A 19,567-nucleotide genomic window follows, 5' to 3' on the forward strand; every position below is an offset into this window, starting at 1 on the left:
CTCAATATTGTCGTCTTTCTTTAAGCGCCGGAGGCGTCAGATGTGAATAAGAGCCGGGGAATGAACTGGCCGGGGCCTTGTTTCATCGGATCGGGCACATCGCGCTTGCGGGACCGATTCTTGCCTTGCCCCGCCGAACTGCGGTCAAGGGGCGGGGGTATACGTTGCCTTCGAGTCCGCGATGTCGCTGTCCTCGCCGAGGTTCAGGCCCACGAGGATGTTATGGTGTTCGCCGTTCGCAACGACAGGGCCGGTGGCTTCGGATCTGAGGATGCGGCTTTCGGCGTTGAGGCCGACCAGTCCGCCGGCGAGGAAGCTGTCGGACCAGACCTCGCCCGTGGCCAGGGAGTCGCTGATCTGCGCGCCAACTGCGTTCACGCCGACCAGCCCGCCAGCGACGGCGTCGTCACCCCGGACCGTCGCCCTGGCGATCGCGTGCTCGATGCGGGCGCCCTTGGAGGAGTTCATGCCGACCAGCCCGCCCAGGCTGCCGCCGTACTTTCCGGCGCTGTTGCGATTGGCGACCTCGCCCTCGAAACCGACATGGGAGATCAGGCCGCTGTTCTCGCCGACCAGACCGCCGACGGCGGCGCCGTTCGCGCTGGCAATCCGGCCCGTGGCGCGCACCTGCCTGACGACGCCAAAGTTCTGGCCGACCAGTCCGCCGATGGCCGTGCCTTGCTCTGAGGCAATGTACAGATCCCTCAGGTCGAGATCGCGCACGGTGCCGTGTGATGCACCGAACACCCCCAGGTTGCCGGACGAAGAGGCGGGTTGGGACGCGTCGTGCTTGATGTAGAGGCCGTCGATGGCATTGCCCAGGCCCGCCAGGGTGCCGCGGAAGCTGCTGGCTTCCTGCGCGCCCACCGGCAGGAAGCCACGCCCCTGGTTCCAGTCGCGCGTGCTGCTGGCGTCGATGTCATTGCCCAGCACGTAGCGTCCGGCCAGGTTGCTTTCCATCTCCTGGAGTTGGCGCGCATCATGGATGACGGCATAGGCCTGCCCGTTCAGCGAGAATCCGGCGTCGGCGCCGGACAGCGTCACTTTCACGTCCTTGCCCAGGCGATAGTCGGCGTTCTCGCCATGCGCCAGCGCCAGGCCGGCGTGGCGTCCTTCGGCCTGGATGCCTGCCGCCAGCAGGATGTCGTCGCGGGCGGACAGGCGCAGCGTGTGGTCGTTGTTCCAGGCGACGGCCTCGTTCACCTGGAGGTCGGCCTGCATGGATGCCAGCGACACGTTGTTGCGGCCCAGGTGGCGGGCCAGCGCGGCGGCGCTGACGCGGGTCTGGCCGGCCGCGGCGTCCGGGGCGACGGTGATCCGGTTCGACTCCAGCGTCAGCCAGCCCGTGCGTCCGGGCGCTGATTGCGTGTCCACCTGGCTGGCGTCGGCCAGGCTCAGCTGCCTGCCGCTCAGCGTGATGCGGCCGCCATTGCCCGCGCCCGCGGCGCGTGCGAGCAGGTCGCCGGTCACGGCCACCGTCTGGCCGTACAGCTGGATCTGGCCGGCATGGCCGGCATGCGCGCTGGCGTCCAGCACGCCGCCGGCAGTGATCTTCGCGCCCTGGCCCTCGGCCACGATGAGGCTGCCCTGTTCCGTCAGGGTCGCGGCCTCGATCAGGCCCTTGTCGTTCACCGCCGCGCGCAGCACGGCCTGCGCCGGCGACACCGGCTGCGTTCCATTGGCTTGCGGGGCCAGGCCATCGCGGGCCAGTGTGTCCAGCGCGGCTTCATCGATCTGCACGCCGAGCGCGCCGTTGCCGATGCGCGTCAGCGTGACCGCCTTGCCGGCGGCCATGGCGATGGTGCCGCCGGGCGCTTGCACCGTTCCCTGATTGTCCACCTGCCCGCCGACCAGGGCGATGAAGCCGCCGGCCCTGGCATTCAGGCTGCCCTGATTGACGACCTTGGCGGATTTGCCCTGGGTGGCATAGCGGTAATCGCGTCCGCCCAGGAAATCCCTGTTGCTCAAAGCGAGCGTCGAGGCGGCCAGCGCGCCCACGTTGACCTGCGAGTTCGGTCCGAACAGGATGCCGTTGGGGTTGACCAGGAAGATCTGGCCATTCGCATTCAGCTGGCCCAGGATCTGGCTGGCCGAGTTGCCGATCACGCGGTTCAGCGCCACGGCGGATGGGTAAGGCTGCCGGAAAACGACCTGCTTGCCTTCGGCGATGTTGAAGCTGTCCCAGTTGATGATCAGATGGGGGCCGCCTTGGGCGATGTGGCTGATTCCACCGTTGTCGCCAGGAGCGCTGGACAAGTCGGCGGATCCGAGGACCACCCTGCCGCCGCTGGGCAGCGCCGCGTCCGCATGCGCGGCGGCGGCGCAGAGCAGCAGGGTGAGCGCCGCGCTGCCCTGCAGCGTGTTGCGCCAGGTCTTGCCGATGCGGCGCGTCTTGCCGGCGCGGCGCCTGGAATGGGGAAGGGAATGTTGTGCATGCATGATCCGGAACTCCCGCGAGTGATTGGGCGGGCCACCGTAGCATGGGGGTGCGGCGTGACGCGCCGGATGCAGGCGATGCGTGATGAAATCTGATTTCTACTAATCCGTCATCGTTGCAATGATGATTCAGGATGTTCAGCGAGGATAGGTGTCCGAACCAGGATGCTGTCCGCGCGTGGGTGTACGTGTCGGCAAGCGTGTGCCGATGGGGCCGCCGTTGTGGCGGACCTTGCCAGCCGTCAGCGGGACTTGGGCGGCGTCTTCGTGGCGCGCGCGGTCTTGGACGCGGGGCGCGCCTTGGCGGGCTTGGGTGGCGCGGTCTCTGTCACCTGCGATGTGTTGCCGGACTCGTCGCGCGCTTCCTGTATTTGCGCGATCAGTTCGCGCGCACAGCCGGGCAGGGCGTCGATGTCGCGCAGCAGCAGCTTGCGCTCGCGCACCACCCAGGGCTCGTCCAGCTCGACCACGCGCAGGCCCTGGCTGGCGCCGTAGCGCCGCGCGGCCGAGTCCGGAATCACGCCCACGCCGACGCCCGCCTGCACCATGCGGCAGATGGAATCGAAGCTGTAGAGCTGGATGCGCTGGGGCAGGCGCTGGCCGGCCATTTCCAGCTGTTCGCGCAGGAAGGCCACCAGCGTGGAGCCTTCGTGCATGGTGATGAAGGGATAGCTGACGGCCTCGGCCAGCTTGACCTTGGCGCGGTCCTGCAAGGGGTGGCCGTTGGGCGTCACCAGCACCAGGCGGTCGGTGCTGAAATGGATGGCCTGCAATTCAGGCGCGTCCACCGGGCCGGCCACGATGCCCAGGTCGGTGGTGCCGTCGCGCACGCCGCGCACGATGTCGCGCGTCAGCCGCTCCTGCAGGTCCACGGTCACGCCCGGATGCCCGGCCAGGTAGCGGGCCAGCAGGTCGGGCATGAACTCGGTGACCGCCGTGGTGTTGGCGAAGATGCGGATGTGGCCGGCGTCGCCGTCGGCCTGTTCCTGGAAGTCGTGCTTCAGGTGGTCCACCTGGCGCAGGATCACGCGCGCATGCTGCAGCAGGCGCTGGCCGGCGGGCGTGATCTCCACGCCCCGGCTGTCGCGGTAGAGCAGGCGGGTGCTGAGCTGGTTCTCCAGCGCCTTGATGCGCACGCTGACCGCGGCCAGCGACAGGTGGGCGCGCTTGGCCGCCTGCGTCAGGCTGGGGGATTCGGCGATGTGGATGAAGAGGCGGAGGTCGGGCAGATCGAAGTGCATGCGCCATATTAGTGATGTGTGGCGTACTACGCCATCGGAGGTTTCTCGAGCGGGGCAGCGCGGAGCCGGCCTTGCCGGTCCGCGGCTGCGCCCCCTTGAGGGGGAGCGCGCAGCGCTCGGGGGTGGTCCCCCTAAAGGCAGGCTTGAGCAAAAATGAATTCACAGGGAGCGCGCATTCCAGGCATGCTCCTGCCATGCAACCCTCGACCAAGGATACCGGCATGACCTCCAACGACCCCGCCGCCTGGATCGGCAGCAGCGAGCGCCTGGCCGACGCGCTCGATCCCGGCCATGCCGCGCGCATCGCCGCCGCCCTGGGCGGGCCGGCGCCGGCCCGCGGCGACGCGTTGCCGCCGCTATGGCAATGGGCCTTCTTCATCAGCGCCGTGAGCCAGGAGGGGCTGGGGACGGATGGCCATCCCTCGCGCGGCGGCTTCCTGCCGCCGGCGAACGACCGCAACCGCATGTGGGCCGGCGGCCGGGTCGAATTCGTCCGGCCGCTCAAGGTCGGCGTGCCGGCCGAGCGCCTGTCCACGGTGGCCGACGTCAAGGAAAAGACCGGCCGCACGGGTGCGCTGCTGTTCGTGACCGTGCGCCACGAATACCGCCAGGACGGCGAGGCCGCGATCCTGGAGGAACAGGACATCGTCTACCGCCAGCCCACGCCGCCCAAGCTGTCCGGATCCGAGCTTGCGCCCCAGGCGCAGTGGCGCGACCCGGTCGAGCCGACTGCCGTGCTGCTGTTCCGTTATTCGGCCGTGACCTTCAATGGCCACCGCATCCACTACGACCATCCCTATGTCACCTCTGTCGAGGGCTATCCCGGCCTGGTGGTGCACGGGCCGCTGATCGCCACCGAGATGGTCGCCGCCTTTGTCCGCGCCCATCCCCAGGCCAGGCTGAAGCATCTGTCGTATCGCGGCCTGCGGCCGCTGATCTCGCCCACGCCCTTCCACGTCGCCGGCCGGCTGGACGGCCCGGGCCTGGCCAGGCTGTGGGCCGAGCAGGACGGCACCCTGGCGCACCAGGCCGAACTGAGGTTCGAGGCATGAGCGCGCCCGCCCCCCGCCCGCTGGACGGCATCACCGTCGTCAGCCTGGAACACGCCATCGCCGCGCCGTTCTGCACCCGCCAGCTGGCCGACATGGGCGCGCGCGTCATCAAGATCGAGCGCCCCGGCGCGGGTGATTTCGCGCGCGGCTATGACGAGCGCGTGCGCGGCCTGTCCTCGCACTTCGTCTGGACCAACCGCTCCAAGGAAAGCCTGACGCTGGATCTCAAGCGCGACGAAGCCGGCGATGTGATGGAACGCCTGCTGGCCGGCGCCGACGTGCTGGTGCAGAACCTGGCGCCGGGCGCGGCCGCGCGACTGGGGTTGTCGTTCGAGGCGCTGCACGCGAAGCACCCGCGCCTGATCGTCTGCGATATCTCCGGCTATGGCGAAGGCGGCCCGTACCAGGACAAGAAGGCCTACGACCTGCTGATCCAGAGCGAGAGCGGTTTCGTGTCCGTCACCGGCACGGCCGACGGCCCGTCCAAGGCCGGCTGTTCCATCGCCGACATCGCCGCCGGCATGTATGCCTATTCGGCCATCCTGAACGCGCTGCTGCTGCGCGGCAGGACCGGCGAGGGCAGCCGCATCGACGTGTCCATGCTGGAGAGCATGGTCGAGTGGATGGGCTATCCCATGTACTACGCCTTCGACGGCGCGCCGCCGCCGCTGCGCGCGGGCGCGGCCCACGCCACCATCTATCCCTACGGGCCGTTTCCCGTGGGCGGCGGGGCCACCATCATGCTGGGCCTGCAGAACGAGCGCGAGTGGCGCGTGTTCTGCGCCCAGGTGCTCCGCCAGGCCGAACTGGCCGAGGATCCGCGCTTCCTGTCCAATTCGCAGCGCACCGCCAATCGCGAGGCGTTGCGCACGCTGATCGTCGACGCCTTCGCCGGCCTGGACATCGATCAGGTTACGCAGCGGCTGGAGGACGCACAGATCGCCAACGCCCGCGTCAACGACATGTCCGGCGTCTGGGCGCATCCGCAGCTGCAGGCGCGCCAGCGCTGGCGCGAGGTCGGCAGCCCGGCAGGCGCGCTGCCGGCGCTGCTGCCGCCCGCCAGCAACAGCGCCTACGCGCCGCGCATGGATCCCGTGCCGGCCGTGGGCGAAAACACCGACGCGGTGCTAGCATCATTGGGGTACGCGCCCGACGAGGTGGCGCGACTGCACGCCGCGGAGGTCGTATGACCCATCCCATCGTTCGTACCGCGCTGTTCGTGCCGGCTTCCCGGCCCGAGCGCATCCCCAAGGCGCTGGCCAGCGGCGCGGACGCCGTGATCGTGGACCTGGAAGACGCTGTCGAGCACCTGGCCAAGGACAGCGCGCGCGAGGCGCTGTGCGACTTCCTGGGCACGCATCCGCAGGCGCGTCTGTGGGTGCGCATCAACGACGCCTCCACGCCCTGGCACGAGGACGATCTCAAGGCGCTGCGCGGCAAGGCCGGCGTGACCGCCATCCTGCTGCCCAAGGCCGAAAGCCTGGCGCAGGCGCGTCATGTGGCCCAGGCCGGATTGCCGGTCATTCCCATCATCGAGACCGCGCGCGGCGTGCTCAACGCCGCCGAGGTCGCGGGCACGCCCGGCGTGGCGCGGCTGGCCTACGGTGGCCTGGACTACGCCCTGGACCTGGGGCTGGCGCCGGATACGCCGGGCGCCGAGATAGTGCTCGACCATGCCCGCATCCAGGTGCTGCTGCAGACCCGCGCGGCCGGGTTGCCGCCGGCGCTGGATGGGGTGTTTCCCGGCGTGCAGGACACTGCCGGCCTGGCCCGCGCCGCGTCCAGGGCGCAGCAGATGGGCTTTGGCGGCATGCTCTGCATCCATCCGGCCCAGGTGCCGGTGATCCACGACGTTTTCGCGCCGGCCGCCGCCGAGCTGGACTGGGCGAGGCGCGTGCTTGCCGCGCATCGCGACGGCGGGCCGGGCGCGTTCATGCTGGATGGACGCATGGTGGACGCGCCGGTCATCGCGCGGGCCAGGCAGGTGCTGGCGCAAGCGGGCGAGTCGGTCTAGCGCGCGGGCTTGCCGGCGACTCGGCTTGCGCAGTGGAGCGAGACCAGGAGGGGAGGCTGCGCGGCCTGGCGACCGGGGGCCGCATCCCGACTTCGCGTATCTCGCCACCGCGCCTGGAGCTAGGGGTCGCCCGGCGCGTCGCTGGGGGCGGGCCAGTCGCTGCTGGCGTGCGCGCCCCGGCTCTCGCGCCGCCGCGCCGCGGCGGCGACGATCAGGCCGCACACATCCAGCTGGTTGCGCAGCGCCTGCCAGCGGGCGTCCCGTCCGGGATCCGCATCCGGCGGCAATTCGCGGCGCCACGCCGCTATCCGTTCGGAAGCGTCGGCCAGCCCCTGATCGTTGCGCATGATGCCCGCTTGCTGCTGCATCAAGCGCCGCAGTGCCGCGCGTATCGTGTCGGGCGCGTGGGGAACTTCCGCCGAGTCGGACCGCGCGGCCGGGCACGCGGGCAGTTGCGCCCGCGCCGCCATGCGCGCCGGCGATGACGCCGCCAAGGCTCCCGCATTCGTCGCATCGCCGGCTACGGCGATGGCCCTTGCGGCCGCCCGGCCCATCACCACGCATTCCAGCAGTGAGTTGCTGGCCAGCCGGTTGGCGCCATGCAGGCCGGTGCGCGCGACTTCGCCCACGGCTCGCAGGCCGGCGATGCCGGTGGCGCCGTCCACATCCGCGCGGACGCCGCCGCAGGCATAGTGCGCGCAGGGCGCGACCGGCATGGGCTGCGTGGCGATGTCGATGCCGTGCGCGGCGCACAGCGCCGTCACGGCTGGGAAATGCCGGTCCAGCCAGGCGCGCGGCCGGTGCGATATGTCCAGGTGCACATAGGGCAGATCGCGGCGCGACATCTCGGCCCAGATCGCGCGCGCCACGATGTCGCGCGGCGCCAGTTCCGCGCGCGGGTCGTAAGCGGGCATGAAGCGCTCGCCGCCCGGCAGGCGCAACACGGCGCCTTCGCCGCGCAGCGCCTCGGTCACCAGGCCGGCCGCGCGGCCATCCACCTGCAGCGCGGTGGGATGGAACTGCACGAATTCCATGTCCGCCACCTGGCAGCCCGCGCGCCAGGCCATGGCCACGCCGTCGCCGGTCGCGGCATCGGGGTTGGTGGTCTGGGCATAGACCTGGCCCAGTCCGCCCGTCGCCAGTACCGTATGGCTGGCCAGCCAGGGGGTGATGTCGCCGTCGCCGATGCGCACCCGCGCGCCGAGGCAGCGCCGGGGCGCGTTGGCATTGGCGGGTTCGGCCAGCAGCAGGTCCAGCGCGGCCGCATGTTCGATCAGCCTGATGTTGGGTCGCGCGCGGCATTGCCGCAGCAGCGCGGCGTGCACGGCCCGCCCGGTGGCGTCGGCCGCGTGGGCGATGCGGCGCGCGCCGTGGCCGCCCTCGCGCGTCAGGTGCAGCGAGCGGCCATCCTCGTCCAGCGTGAAGGGCACGCCGAGCCCGAGCAGCCAGTCGAGCGCCGCGGGGCCTTGCGCAAGGATGCGGCGCACGGCGTCGGCGTCGCACAGTCCGGCGCCGGCGATCAGCGTGTCCTGGACGTGCGCCTCGATGCTGTCGTCCGGCGCCTGCGCCGCCGCGATGCCGCCTTGCGCCCAGGCGCTGGCGCAATCGTCGGCGGGCCCCTTGCTCAGCATGGCCACGCGCAGATGCGGCGGCAGCGACAGGGCCGTGGCCATGCCGGCCAGGCCGGCGCCGATGACGAGCACGTCTGTCGATTCCGGATGCATGGACGTGTCCTCAGGCCGGGCCGAAGTGGCGGTACAGCGCGCCGTCGCGCGCCAAGTCGCCGCTGCTGCGCACCGGCTGGCGAGCCGCGGCGGCGAAATCCAGCATGCGTTCGATGGGCCGGCGCGCGGCCAGCGCGATGGCCGGATCCAGCTCGATCTCGCCTCGGCCCGAGGTCAGGGCCTGTTCCACGCCGTCCAGCGCATTCATCGCCATCCAGGGGCACAGCGCGCAGCTCTTGCAGGTTGCGCCATGGCCGGCGGTGGGCGCGGCCAGGAAGGTCTTGCCCGGATGGCGCTGCCGCATGTCGTGGAGGATGCCCTGATCGGTGGCGACGATGAAGGTGTCGGTGTCGAGCCTGCCGGCGGCGGCGATCAGCTGCGTCGTGGAGCCGACCACATCGGCCAGCGCGGCGACGCCAGCCGGCGATTCGGGATGGACCAGGATGGCTGCTTGCGGATGCTCGCGCGACAGCGCGGCCAGTTCGTCGGCCTTGAATTCGTCATGCACCACGCAGGAGCCGTGCCACAGCAGCATGTCGGCGCCGGTCTGCGCCTGGATGTAGGCGCCCAGGTGGCGGTCGGGCGCCCACAGGATCTTCTCGCCGCGGGCGTGCAGGTGCGCCACGATGTCCTGTCCGACCGAGGACGTCACGACCCAGTCGGCCCGCGCCTTCACCGCGGCGCTGGTGTTGGCGTAGACCACCACGGTGCGGTCGGGATGGGCGTCGCAATGGCGGCTGAACGCGTCGGCGGGACAGCCCAGGTCCAGCGAGCAGGTGGCCTCGCCGTCCGGCATCAGCACGCGCTTGTGCGGGCTGAGGATCTTGGCCGTCTCGCCCATGAATCGCACGCCGGCCACCACCAGGGTGGACGCGGGATGGCTGGCGCCGAAGCGCGCCATTTCCAGCGAGTCGCCGACGCAGCCGCCGGTTTCGCGAGCCAGGTCCTGCAGCGGGCCGTCCACGTAGTAGTGGGCGATCATGACCGCGTCGCGCTCGCGCAGCAGGACGCGCAGCCGGTCGGCGGCCTGGCGTTGCTGCTCGGGGCTTTGCGGTGCGGGCACGCGGGCCCAGGCCTGGCCGACGCCGCAGGCGCCGGCGGAAGCAGGGTGATCGAACGCGACGGACTTGATGGACATGGCTGTCTCCGGTTCCGGAATGGGTTCGGGAAAATTATACTCATATTGAGTATTAATGAAAGCACCCGTAAGCAATGCCCGATTCCGCCGGTTCCAGACTTGCATCATGCCGGCGCGGTATCGCGGCGGCGCGGGTGCGGGGAATGGCGTAGCATGGTGCGGCCCTGGCAAGGGCCGCCAGCATCCGCGCGGCGGTTCCCGGCCACGACCATCATCCCTTTGCAACGCGATCGCCGCCTCGTGGCGGCGCGACCTACAAGGCGGGAACATGAGCTGCACGTCCCTATTCATCGGACATACCTACATCGACGTCACCCTGCTGGCCGATCATTGGCCGACCGGGGACGAGAAGAGCGTGGCCAGCGACTACGCGGTGTCCTTCGGCGGCAATGCCGTGACGGCGGCTTTCGCCTGCGCCAAGCTGGGTTCAGCGCCCGATCTGATCTGCTCCATGGCGCCGGACTGGCTGGGCCACATGTATGCCGACATGGCGGCCGCCCACGGCGTGGCGCTGCACACGCGCCAGGTGCGCCGGTCCTCGCTGTCCTGCATCATGCCCAACCACGGCAAGCGCGCCATCGTGCGCGCCCGCGATGCCGACTATCTGAATGATTTCCCCCGCCTGGACATCAGCGGCTACCGCGCGCTGCACCTGGACGGCCATCAGCCCGACGCGGCGCTGCACTACGCGCGCGCCTTCCGCCAGGCCGGCATCCTGACCTCGCTGGACGGCGGCGGCGTGCGCGAGAACACCGACGAACTGTTGCGCTACATCGACGTGGCCGTATGCGCCGAGCGCATGTGCGAGCAGATGGGGCTGCCGCCGGAAGGCCTGCTGGAATTCCTGCAGGCCCGGGGGTGCCGCGTGGGCGCGGTCACGCTGGGCGAGCGCGGCATGCTCTGGTATGGCGAGGATGGCAAGATCCGCGAACTGGCTTCACTGGATGTGCCGGCCGAGCGCATCGTGGACACCTCGGGCGCGGGCGACGTGTTCCACGGCGCCTATGTCTGGTCGTACCTGAATCGTCCGGAACTGCCGTGGTCGGAGCACTTCACGTTTGCCCGCGCGGCGTCGGCGCACAAGATCCAGCATCTGGGCAACGAGGCGGGGCTGCCCGGCGTGGAAGATGTTGAACGCGCGATGATGGAATTCAAGTAGAGGGTCTCCCCGAGCGCTGCGCGCCTCCCGCTACAACGGGGCGCCGCTACGGACCGGCCGAGCCGGCACCGTGCAGCCTCGATTCGGGGAGGCCGGTGTGGGGCCGGGCGTTGCGCCTGGCCTGGATGTCGGGATGGGGAGGCGGCTGCCTCGCGGCGCGTTTACAGCGGGGAGATGGGCTGGTCGTGGATGTCGGCCAGCCAGTCGGCGGCCGGGCGGCCGGCGACGCGCAAGTCGGGGAACAGGTCCAGCAGCGGACGCAGCACGAAGGCGCGCAGATGCATGCGGGGATGGGGCAGGATCAGGCGCGGGTCTTCGAGGGACTGGTCGCCGTGGAGCAGCATGTCCAGGTCCAGCGTGCGCGGCGCGTTCTTGTAGGGGCGCTCGCGGCCGTGGCGCAGTTCCAGGGCCTGCAGCACGTCCAGCAGTTCCAGCGGCGCCAGCGTGGTGTCCAGCGCCGCGGCGGCGTTGACGAAGTCGGGGCCGGTGGCCTCGACCGGAGCGGTGCGGTAGAAGCGCGAGGCGGTCACGGCGGCGATGCCGGGCGTCTGGCGCAGTTCGTCCAGCACCGTCTTGAGGGTGGCCGCGCTGTCGCCCAGGTTGGCGCCCAGCGCGATATAGGCGCGCACGCGATCCGCGCTCATTGCTTACTCCGACGCCGAGCCGCCGCGCGGCGAGCGGCGGGGACGGCGGCGGCGACGGTTGGCCGAGGTCGATGCCGGGGCATCGGCGGAATCGCGCGGCAGGCGCGACACTTCCTCGATCATCTCGCCGCGCAGGTCGTCGTCGGCATTGGCCAGGTCCATCCACCATTGCGCCAGCACGCTGTCGAATTCGCCGGCGGCGGCGCGCAGCTGCAGGAAATCGCAGGCGGCGCGGAAGCGCGGCTGCTCGATCATGCGGTAGATGGTCTTGCCCATGCGGCGCTCGAAGCGCGGCTGCATGAACCAGATCTCGCGCATGTCCGACGAGAAGCGGCGCTGGATGGCCAGCTTTTCGGTCTGCTCGTCGAGCACCGAGTCGGCGGCTTGCGACAGCGCCGGGATAGTGTGCTCGCCCTGGGCGCGCAGCTGCTTCCAGCGCACCTCGACCTGCTGCCACAACAGCGCGGCGAACAGGAAGCTGGGGCTGATGGTCTTGCCGGCGCGCACGCGGGCGTCGGTGCGCTCCAGCGCCAGCTCCACGAAGTGTTCGCCGCCGGGCTGTTCCAGCACCACGTCCAGCAGCGGCAGCAGGCCCTTGTGCAGGCCGTCGGCGCGCAGCTGGCGCAGGCAGTCCATGGCATGGCCGCAGGTCAGCAGCTTGAGCATTTCGTCGAACAGGCGCGAGGCCGGCACGTTCTCGATCAGGTCCGCCATGGTGCCGATGGGCTGGCGCGTGGCCGGGTCGATGGTGCCGTTGAGCTTGGCGGCGAAGCGCACCGCGCGCAGCATGCGCACCGGGTCTTCGCGGTAGCGCTTGGCCGGGTCGCCGATCATGCGGATCTGGCGCTTCTTCAGGTCGGACACGCCGTGGTGGTAGTCGATGACTTCCTCGGTGTGCGGATCGTAGTAGAGCGCGTTCATGGTGAAGTCGCGGCGCGCCGCGTCCTCGGCCTGCGAGCCGAACACGTTGTCGCGCAGGATGCGGCCATGCTCGTCGGTTTCCTGGTCTTCCGAGGCGGGCGCGCGGAAGGTGGAGGTCTCGATGATCTCCTGGCCGAACACCACGTGCACCAGCTGGAAGCGGCGGCCGATGATGCGGGCGCGGCGGAACAGCGGGCGGATCTGCTCGGGCGTGGCGTTGGTGGCCACGTCGAAGTCCTTGGGCTCCAGCCCGACGATCAGGTCGCGCACGGCGCCGCCGACGATATACGCGTCATAGCCGTGCTGGCGCAGCACCTCGCAGACCTTGATGGCATGGCGCGAGACGTTGCGGCGGTCGATGCCGTGCTTGTCGCGGACGATGCGCAGCGGTCCGCGATTAGCGGGCGCGAACAGGCGGCCGACGAATTTTTTTATGGTTTCGGTAATCATCAGGGTTCAGGACTTGGAGTCTTCCATGTGATCGAACAGATCGATCACGCGCCAGCCGCGTTCCTGGGCGATCTTGCGCAGGGCGGGGCTGGGGTTGGCGGCGACCGGCTGGCTCACCTTTTCGAGCAAGGGCACATCATTGACCGAATCGCTATAGAAAAACGATTCGGGGAAATCCGTAAGCGCCGTGCCCATGCCGGCCAGCCATTGGTCCACGCGCACCACCTTGCCTTCCTTGAAGCTGGGCGTGCCGTGGATGCGGCCGGTGTAGCGGCCATGGCGGTATTCGGCGTCGGTGGCGATCAGGTGGGGGATGCCGAAGGCGCGGGCGATGGGGGCGGTGACGAAGCCGTTGGTGGCCGTGACCACCGCGCACAGGTCGCCGGCCTGCAGGTGCTCGTCGACCAGCGCGCGCGCGGCGGGCGTGATCGACGGGCGGATCACTTCCGCCATGAAGGCCTCGTGCCAGGCGGCCAGCTCATAGGGCGGATGCGCGGCCAACAGGCCCAGCATGAATTCGGCCGCCTGCTCGGCGGTCAGCTCGCCACGGTTGTAGCGCTCCATCAGCTCGTCGTTGCGGCGCCGGGCCTCGTCTGGATCGCCGGCGCGGCCGGTGCGCGCCAGGTAGTCGGCCCATTGATAGTCGCTGTCCAGCGGCAACAGGGTGTGGTCCAGGTCGAACAGGGCGAGACGTGGGGAGGTCATTTGGGTTGCGAGTCGGGGTCCGCGAGCATGGCGCGCAGCAGGGGCAGGGTGATGGGGCGGCCGTTGGCCAGGGAATAGCGGTCCAGCGCGTCGATCAGCGCTGCCAGCTTGCGGATGTCGCGCTCATGGTGCGTCAGCATCCAGTTGATGATCTCGGGCGCCAGGTGCATGCCGCGCTCGGCAGCCTGGGCGGACAGGGCGGCCAGCTTGTCGGCGTCGGACAGCGGATCCAGGCGGAACACCAGGTCCCAGCCCAGGCGGGTGCGCAGGTCCTCGCGCAGCGGCATGGACAGCGGGGCGCGGTCGCCGGCCACGGCCAGCGCGAAGGCGCGGCCGGTGGCGGCGGATTCGCGCCAGCGGTTGTACAGGGCGAACAGGCCGGCCTGCCGGTTGTCGTCCATGCGGTGCACGTCGTCCACCGCCACGAACTTCGGCATCGGCGACTTGGAATCGGCGCCGGCCAGCACGCGCAGCATGTTCTCGCCGTTGGCGGCGTGGATGTAGACGGCGTCGGGGCGCGCGGTGAGCGCGCGCAGCAGATGGCTGCGGCCGCAGCCGGCCGAGCCCCAGATGTAGAGCGCCCGGCCGGGGGCGAGCGTGCGCACCGCCGCGAGCGCTTCCCCGTTGGGGCCGGCGATGAAATTGTTCAGCGAAGGCGCTGGCGCAGGAAGAACGTCGAGCAGCAGCTGGCGGTTCATGGGAAGCTATTCAATCAGGCTTGCTTGCGGAGCGGTCCGGACATCCGGATCCGCGCCACGGGACTCGCGCGGGCTGCCCGGCTGCGGCCAGGCCGCGCGCCGTGTCGCCAGGCCCGTCGCCGACGCCGCCAGGCCATGCTGGCGGCAGGATCCGGCAACGGATTCCCGCAGTAAAAATCAGGTCAAACAGAATGGGTCAAGAATCGGGTCAATCGGTTGACCAAAACGGCTGGCCAAAACCGATATCGGCCAACCCTACACTTTAAACCACCTGAGGGGCGGTGTCGCGCCAGTCCGCCGTTCAGGCCCTGGCTCCCGGCGGATTCCGGGGGCTTTGGGGGGTGTCGGCACCGGCTTGTGGCCAGCTTCGGGCCGCGGCGTCGTAAAATGCCGGGCAACCCACCCCAATTCCCAGCAATTGTTACATATCCCACGGCATTTCTCATGACGAATCAACCCTCCGCTCCCCTGACCTACCGCGACGCTGGCGTCGATATCGATGCGGGCGACGCCCTGGTCGACCGTATCAAGCCGCTCGCGGCCCGCACCATGCGTCCCGGGGTCCTGGCCGGTATCGGCGGCTTTGGCGCCCTGTTCGAAGTGCCGAAGCAGTTCAAGGAGCCGGTGCTGGTGTCGGGCACCGACGGCGTGGGCACCAAGCTGCGCCTGGCGTTCGAGTGGAACCGTCACGACACCGTGGGCATCGACCTGGTCGCCATGAGCGTCAACGACATCCTGGTGCAGGGCGCCGAGCCGCTGTTCTTCCTGGACTACTTCGCCTGCGGCAAGCTGTCGGTGGATACGGCGGCGTCCGTGGTGGGCGGCATCGCCAAGGGTTGCGAGCTGTCGGGATGCGCGCTGATCGGCGGCGAGACCGCCGAAATGCCCGGCATGTACCCGGACGGCGAATACGACCTGGCCGGCTTCGCGGTGGGCGCGGTGGAAAAGTCGGCCATCATCGACGGCAAGTCGATCAAGACCGGCGACGTGGTGCTGGGCCTGGCATCCAGCGGCGCGCACTCCAACGGCTATTCGCTGGTCCGCAAGATCCTCGAGCGCGCCAACGCCCGCCCCGATCAGGACTTCCACGGCCAGCCGCTGGTCGACGTGGTCATGGCTCCCACCCGCATCTACGTCAAGCAGGTGCTGGCCGCGCTGGCCAAGCACGGCACCGCCATCAAGGGCCTGGCCCACATCACCGGCGGCGGCCTGCTGGACAACGTGCCGCGCATCCTGCAGCCCGGCCTGTCGGCCAAGCTGCACCGCGACGGCTGGGAAATGCCCAAGCTGTTCCAGTGGCTGCAGCAGCAGGGCGGCGTGGAAGATACCGAAATGCACCGCGTCTTCAACTGCGGCATCGGCATGGTGCTGGTGGTCGATGCCGCCCAGGCCGACGCCATCGCCGCGACCCTGCGCGAGCAGGGCGAGACCGTCAACCGCATCGGCGAGATCGTCGAGCAGCAGGACGGCATGGCGCAGACCTTCGTGGTCTGAGCGCGCCCGGCCGTTGAACGGCCGGCAGGAAAAAGCCCGCTACGGCGGGCTTTTTCATTTTGGGAAGCAGACGGAGGGCGACGCGTCTGTGACGGGGAGCCTGCCCCGTGGACGCGTCAGGCGCGTTCGCCCAGCGCGGCGGCCACCGCGTCTATCGTCCGCGCCACCGCGTCCCGCGCCAGGCAATCGACGATGACACGCTCAGGCTGCGCCCGCAGCCAGGTGATCTGGCGCTTGGCCAGCTGGCGCGTGGCGGCGATGCCTTGCTCGCGCGCGCCGGCCAGGTCGATCTCGCCGTCCAGGTGCGCCCACATCTGGCGGTAGCCCACGCAGCGCACCGAGGGCAGGCCGGGATGCAGGTCGCCGCGCGCGCGCAGGGCGCGCACTTCGTCGATCAGGCCCTGCGCCAGCATGGCGTCGAAGCGCTGTTCGATGCGCGCGTGCAGCGCGGCGCGGTCCGAGGGTTCCAGGCTGATGGTCAGGTAGCGGTTGGCGTCCTCGTCCGGCTTGCGCTGCGCGCGCAGCAGCAGCGCGGACATGGGCTGGCCGGACAGACGGCAGATTTCCAGCGCGCGCTGGATCCGCTGGCTGTCGTTGGGCGCCAGCCGCGCGGCGGTGACGGGGTCCAGCGTAGCCAGTTCGGCATGCAGCGCCGGCCAGCCTTCGCGGGCGGCGCGCGCTTCCAGCTCGGCGCGCAGCGCCGGATCGGCCTGTGGCAGGTCGTCCAGCCCGTCGCGCAGCGCCTTGTAGTACATCATGGTGCCGCCGGCCAGCAGCGGCATGCGGCCGCGCGCGCGGATCTCGTCGATCAGGCGCAGCGCGTCGGCGCGGAATTCGGCCGCCGAGTACGACTGCGCGGGGTCCAGGATGTCCAGCAGGTGCTGCGGCACGCGCGCCTGCTCGGCGGGCGAGGGCTTGGCGGTGCCGATGTCCATGCCTCGGTAGATCGTGGCCGAATCGACGTTGACGATCTCCATCGGCCAGCGCTCGGCCAGCGCCAGCGTGGACGCGCTCTTGCCGGCCGCCGTCGGGCCGGCCAGGCAGATGACCGGCGGCAGGCCGGATGCGGACGTAGAAGGCAAGGCTATTGTCCGCGCAGGAAGAGCTTGTCCAGGTCGGACACCGACCACTGCACCCAGGTCGGGCGGCCATGGTTGCACTGGTCCGCGCGTTCGGTGGCTTCCATCTGCCGCAGCAGCCCGTTCATCTCCTCGATGGTGAGCTTGCGGTTGGCGCGCACCGAGCCGTGGCAGGCCATGGTGGACAGCAGTTCGTTGCGCTGTTCGGTCAAGAGGCGCGACACGCCCACGCCGCCCAGGTCGCGCAGCACGGCGCGGGCCAGCGTCTCGATGTCGCCGCGCGCCAGCATGGCTGGCACCGAGCGCACCGCGATCGAGGTGGGGCCGGACGGGCGCAGCTCGAAGCCCAGCTCGGCGAGCTGTTCCTCGAATTCCTCGGCGACGGCCACGTCCTTTTCCTGGGCATGGAACACCACCGGCACCAGCAGGTCCTGGCGCGGCAGGCTGCGCGCGTCCAGCGCCTGCTTGAGCTGTTCGTAGACCACGCGCTCATGGGCCGCGTGCATGTCCACCAGCACCATGCCGCGCTTGTTCTGCGCCAGGATGTAGATGCCGTGGACCTGGGCCAGGGCCATGCCCAGCGGGTGTTCCTCGTCGGCGGGCAGGGTGGCCGAGTCGCGCAGCGGCGTCGCGCGCGGCGCGGCCTCTTCGTTCAGCGGGCGGTACAGCGACTGCCAGTCGGCCGCCGGAATGCCGGCGGGTTCGGCGTGCAGGCGGAACGGCACCTGTGTATGCGGCCGTTGCGGCGCGGGCGAGGGGCGCAGGCCGTAGGGCGCGGCGTGGCCGTTGCTGGTGTAACCGGGGCGCGCGGAGGAAGGCTGCGCGCCGCTCTGCGAGGCGTGGCCAGATGCGGGCATGCCGGCTGCGGGCGTGCCGGCTGCGGACGCGCCCGGGTCGGGCGATTGCCATGCGGCTCGCGAGGCGTTCGCGTCCGGCGAGGCGGAGGCATCCCCTGCGCCGTCCGTGGAGCTTGCGCCGGCGTTCTGCGCTGGCAGCGCGCCGGGTTCCGCGTCATGGGCCTCGGGCGTGACGGCGGACGCGCCGCCGGTCTGTGCCAGCGTCTGGCCGACCGCGTGCGAGACGAAGCGGTGCACGGCGCCGCTGTCGCGGAACCGCACCTCATGCTTGGCGGGATGGACGTTGACGTCCACCGCGGCGGGATCGATGTCCAGGAACAGCACATAGGCCGGCTGGCGGTCGCCATGCAGCACGTCGGCGTAGGCGGCGCGCAGCGCGTGGCTGACCGTGCGGTCGCGCACGAAGCGGCCGTTGACGTACAGGTATTGCCGGTCTGCGCGCGCGCGGGCCGCGGTCGGGCGGGTGATCATGCCGGCCAGGCTCACGGTGCCGACGGCGTGCGACAGCAGCAGGCCGTGCTCGGCGAACTCCGCGCCCAGCACGTCGCGGATGCGCTGCGGCGGATCGGCGGGCAGCCATTGGCGCTGCGCGCGGTCGTGGTGGAACAGGCGGAACGCGATGTGCGGATGCGCCAGCGCGATGCGTTCCATCGCGTCCACGCAATGCCCGAATTCGGTGGCTTCCGAGCGCAGGAACTTGCGGCGCGCGGGCACCGCGTCGAACAGCTGGCGCACGTCCACGGTGGTGCCGGGGGGACCCGAGGCGGGGCTGACCTGCAGGCTGCCGCCGTCGATCTGCCAGGCGTGCTCGCCGTCGCGCGTGCGCGAGATGATGGACACCTGCGCCACCGAGGCGATCGAGGCCAGCGCCTCGCCGCGGAATCCCATCGACGCCACCGATTCCAGTTCGGTCAGCGAGCGGATCTTGCTGGTGGCGTGGCGCGCCAGCGCCAGCGGCAGTTCCTCGGGCGGGATGCCGCCGCCGTCGTCGGTCACGGCGATGCGGCGGATGCCGCCGCCTTCCAGCCGGACCTCGATGGCGCGTCCGCCGGCGTCGATCGCGTTCTCCAGCACTTCCTTGAGCACGGACGCCGGCCGCTCGATGACCTCGCCGGCCGCGATCTGGCTGATCAGCAGGTCGGGCAGCGCGAGGATGGATCGGCGGTCGGTCTGGGAGTGGGTATCGGGGGTGGCCATGGTGACGATTTTAGCCTCAGGACCGCCTGGGCTATAGTCGGGGACGGATTTCACTACCGCATGGCAGGATGGCGTCGATGCTGGATTTTTTCAATATGGTGTTGCACATCGACCAGACGCTGGGCGTCTGGGTCGCGCAGTACGGCACCTGGGTCTACCTGGTGCTGTTCCTGATCGTTTTCGCGGAAACCGGACTGGTGGTGCTGCCCTTCCTGCCCGGGGATTCGCTGCTGTTCATCGCGGGTGCGTTCGGCGCGACCGGCCAGATCGATCCGGTGATGCTGTCGGTGCTGCTGGTGATCGCGGCGGTGACGGGCAACACGTTGAATTACACGATCGGCCGCTACATCGGACCGCGCGTGTTCTCGATGAACCTGCGCTTCCTGGACCGGGGCGCGCTGATGCGCACGCATGCCTTCTATGAAAAGCACGGCGGCAAGACCATCGTGCTGTCGCGCTTCATTCCCGTGGTGCGGACCTTCGCCCCCTTCGTGGCCGGCGTGGCCGAGATGCCGTTCGGGCGTTTCCAGCTGTTCAACATCGCCGGCGCGCTGGCCTGGGTGGTGGGCCTGGTGGCGGCCGGCTACTTCTTCGGCAACATCCCGTTCATCAAGGACCACCTGAACACCATCGTGCTGCTGGGCCTGGCCGCCGCCATCGTGCCGGTGGTCGGCGCGGGCCTGTTCAAGCTGATCCGTTCGCGCCGCCAATAGACGCGCCGCGCAAGAGAAAAGGGCCATGCGCCGTCAGCGCATGGC

At 70.1% G+C, this 19,567-nt stretch carries 16 protein-coding genes; 6 read left to right on the forward strand and 10 right to left on the reverse strand.

Annotated elements, in window-relative coordinates:
- Positions 1-144: 144 nt before the first annotated feature.
- On the reverse strand, positions 145-2,439 hold the full coding sequence (locus AC6LJ9_RS26795) for a two-partner secretion domain-containing protein (RefSeq protein ID WP_498149903.1): 2,295 nt from the start codon (positions 2,437-2,439) through the stop codon (positions 145-147).
- Positions 2,440-2,678: 239 nt separating this feature from the next.
- Complete coding sequence (locus tag AC6LJ9_RS26800; protein ID WP_498149904.1) at positions 2,679-3,677, reverse strand: LysR family transcriptional regulator; 999 nt, start codon at positions 3,675-3,677, stop codon at positions 2,679-2,681.
- A gap of 221 nt (positions 3,678-3,898) precedes the next feature.
- On the opposite strand from AC6LJ9_RS26800, the gene AC6LJ9_RS26805 reads away from it, so the two are divergent.
- Genes AC6LJ9_RS26805 through AC6LJ9_RS26815 form a run of 3 tightly spaced genes read left to right on the forward strand, consistent with a single transcriptional unit; the run spans position 3,899 to position 6,743 of the window.
- Positions 3,899-4,729 (forward strand): HTD2 family dehydratase, encoded by an 831-nt coding sequence (locus AC6LJ9_RS26805; RefSeq protein WP_498149905.1) that lies wholly within the window; start codon positions 3,899-3,901, stop codon positions 4,727-4,729.
- Positions 4,726-5,919: a CaiB/BaiF CoA transferase family protein gene (locus AC6LJ9_RS26810; RefSeq protein WP_498149906.1), complete on the forward strand. Its 1,194-nt coding sequence runs from the start codon at positions 4,726-4,728 to the stop codon at positions 5,917-5,919. The genes AC6LJ9_RS26805 and AC6LJ9_RS26810 overlap by 4 nt, the downstream gene beginning before the upstream one ends.
- Positions 5,916-6,743: an HpcH/HpaI aldolase/citrate lyase family protein gene (locus AC6LJ9_RS26815; protein WP_498149907.1), complete on the forward strand. Its 828-nt coding sequence runs from the start codon at positions 5,916-5,918 to the stop codon at positions 6,741-6,743. The genes AC6LJ9_RS26810 and AC6LJ9_RS26815 overlap by 4 nt, the downstream gene beginning before the upstream one ends.
- Positions 6,744-6,862: 119 nt before the next feature.
- On the opposite strand, the gene nadB is transcribed toward AC6LJ9_RS26815, so the two are convergent.
- Complete coding sequence (nadB, locus tag AC6LJ9_RS26820) at positions 6,863-8,467, reverse strand: L-aspartate oxidase (RefSeq protein ID WP_498149908.1); 1,605 nt, start codon at positions 8,465-8,467, stop codon at positions 6,863-6,865.
- Positions 8,468-8,477: 10 nt separating this feature from the next.
- The gene (nadA, locus tag AC6LJ9_RS26825) at positions 8,478-9,605 is read right to left on the reverse strand and encodes a quinolinate synthase NadA (protein ID WP_498149909.1); all 1,128 of its coding nucleotides are present in this window, start codon (positions 9,603-9,605) and stop codon (positions 8,478-8,480) included.
- A gap of 268 nt (positions 9,606-9,873) precedes the next feature.
- On the opposite strand from nadA, the gene AC6LJ9_RS26830 reads away from it, so the two are divergent.
- The gene (locus tag AC6LJ9_RS26830) at positions 9,874-10,764 is read left to right on the forward strand and encodes a sugar kinase (protein WP_212312215.1); all 891 of its coding nucleotides are present in this window, start codon (positions 9,874-9,876) and stop codon (positions 10,762-10,764) included.
- Positions 10,765-10,925: 161 nt separating this feature from the next.
- On the opposite strand, the gene AC6LJ9_RS26835 is transcribed toward AC6LJ9_RS26830, so the two are convergent.
- From AC6LJ9_RS26835 to hda, 4 genes are read right to left on the reverse strand one after another with little or no spacing between them, the layout of a single operon-like run.
- The gene (locus AC6LJ9_RS26835; protein WP_498149910.1) at positions 10,926-11,408 is read right to left on the reverse strand and encodes a 2-amino-4-hydroxy-6-hydroxymethyldihydropteridine diphosphokinase; all 483 of its coding nucleotides are present in this window, start codon (positions 11,406-11,408) and stop codon (positions 10,926-10,928) included.
- 3 nt (positions 11,409-11,411) lie between these two features.
- Entirely contained in the window at positions 11,412-12,779 is a 1,368-nt protein-coding gene (pcnB, locus tag AC6LJ9_RS26840; RefSeq protein ID WP_498149911.1) for a polynucleotide adenylyltransferase PcnB, read from the reverse strand.
- Between the two features lie 6 nt (positions 12,780-12,785).
- Positions 12,786-13,484, reverse strand: coding sequence for an HAD family hydrolase (locus AC6LJ9_RS26845; protein WP_212312209.1), 699 nt, complete (start codon positions 13,482-13,484; stop codon positions 12,786-12,788).
- The gene (gene hda / locus AC6LJ9_RS26850; protein ID WP_103272578.1) at positions 13,481-14,182 is read right to left on the reverse strand and encodes a DnaA regulatory inactivator Hda; all 702 of its coding nucleotides are present in this window, start codon (positions 14,180-14,182) and stop codon (positions 13,481-13,483) included. Before hda ends, AC6LJ9_RS26845 begins: the two co-directional genes overlap by 4 nt.
- Before the next feature lie 444 nt (positions 14,183-14,626).
- Between hda and purM the strand changes: the two genes are divergently transcribed.
- Positions 14,627-15,676, forward strand: a complete 1,050-nt coding sequence (purM, locus tag AC6LJ9_RS26855) for a phosphoribosylformylglycinamidine cyclo-ligase (protein ID WP_103272579.1) — start codon at positions 14,627-14,629, stop codon at positions 15,674-15,676.
- Between the two features lie 116 nt (positions 15,677-15,792).
- Here the strand turns inward: purM and miaA are convergent, their stop codons facing one another.
- Entirely contained in the window at positions 15,793-16,758 is a 966-nt protein-coding gene (miaA, locus tag AC6LJ9_RS26860; protein ID WP_498149912.1) for a tRNA (adenosine(37)-N6)-dimethylallyltransferase MiaA, read from the reverse strand.
- A 2-nt stretch (positions 16,759-16,760) separates the two neighbouring features.
- The gene (mutL, locus tag AC6LJ9_RS26865; protein ID WP_498149913.1) at positions 16,761-18,809 is read right to left on the reverse strand and encodes a DNA mismatch repair endonuclease MutL; all 2,049 of its coding nucleotides are present in this window, start codon (positions 18,807-18,809) and stop codon (positions 16,761-16,763) included.
- Positions 18,810-18,886: 77 nt separating this feature from the next.
- Here mutL and AC6LJ9_RS26870 point away from each other — a divergent pair, with 77 nt between their 5' ends.
- Entirely contained in the window at positions 18,887-19,522 is a 636-nt protein-coding gene (locus tag AC6LJ9_RS26870) for a VTT domain-containing protein (protein WP_498149914.1), read from the forward strand.
- The last annotated feature ends 45 nt before the right edge of the window (positions 19,523-19,567 follow it).

Source organism: Achromobacter sp. 1011811831, assembly GCF_059760905.1.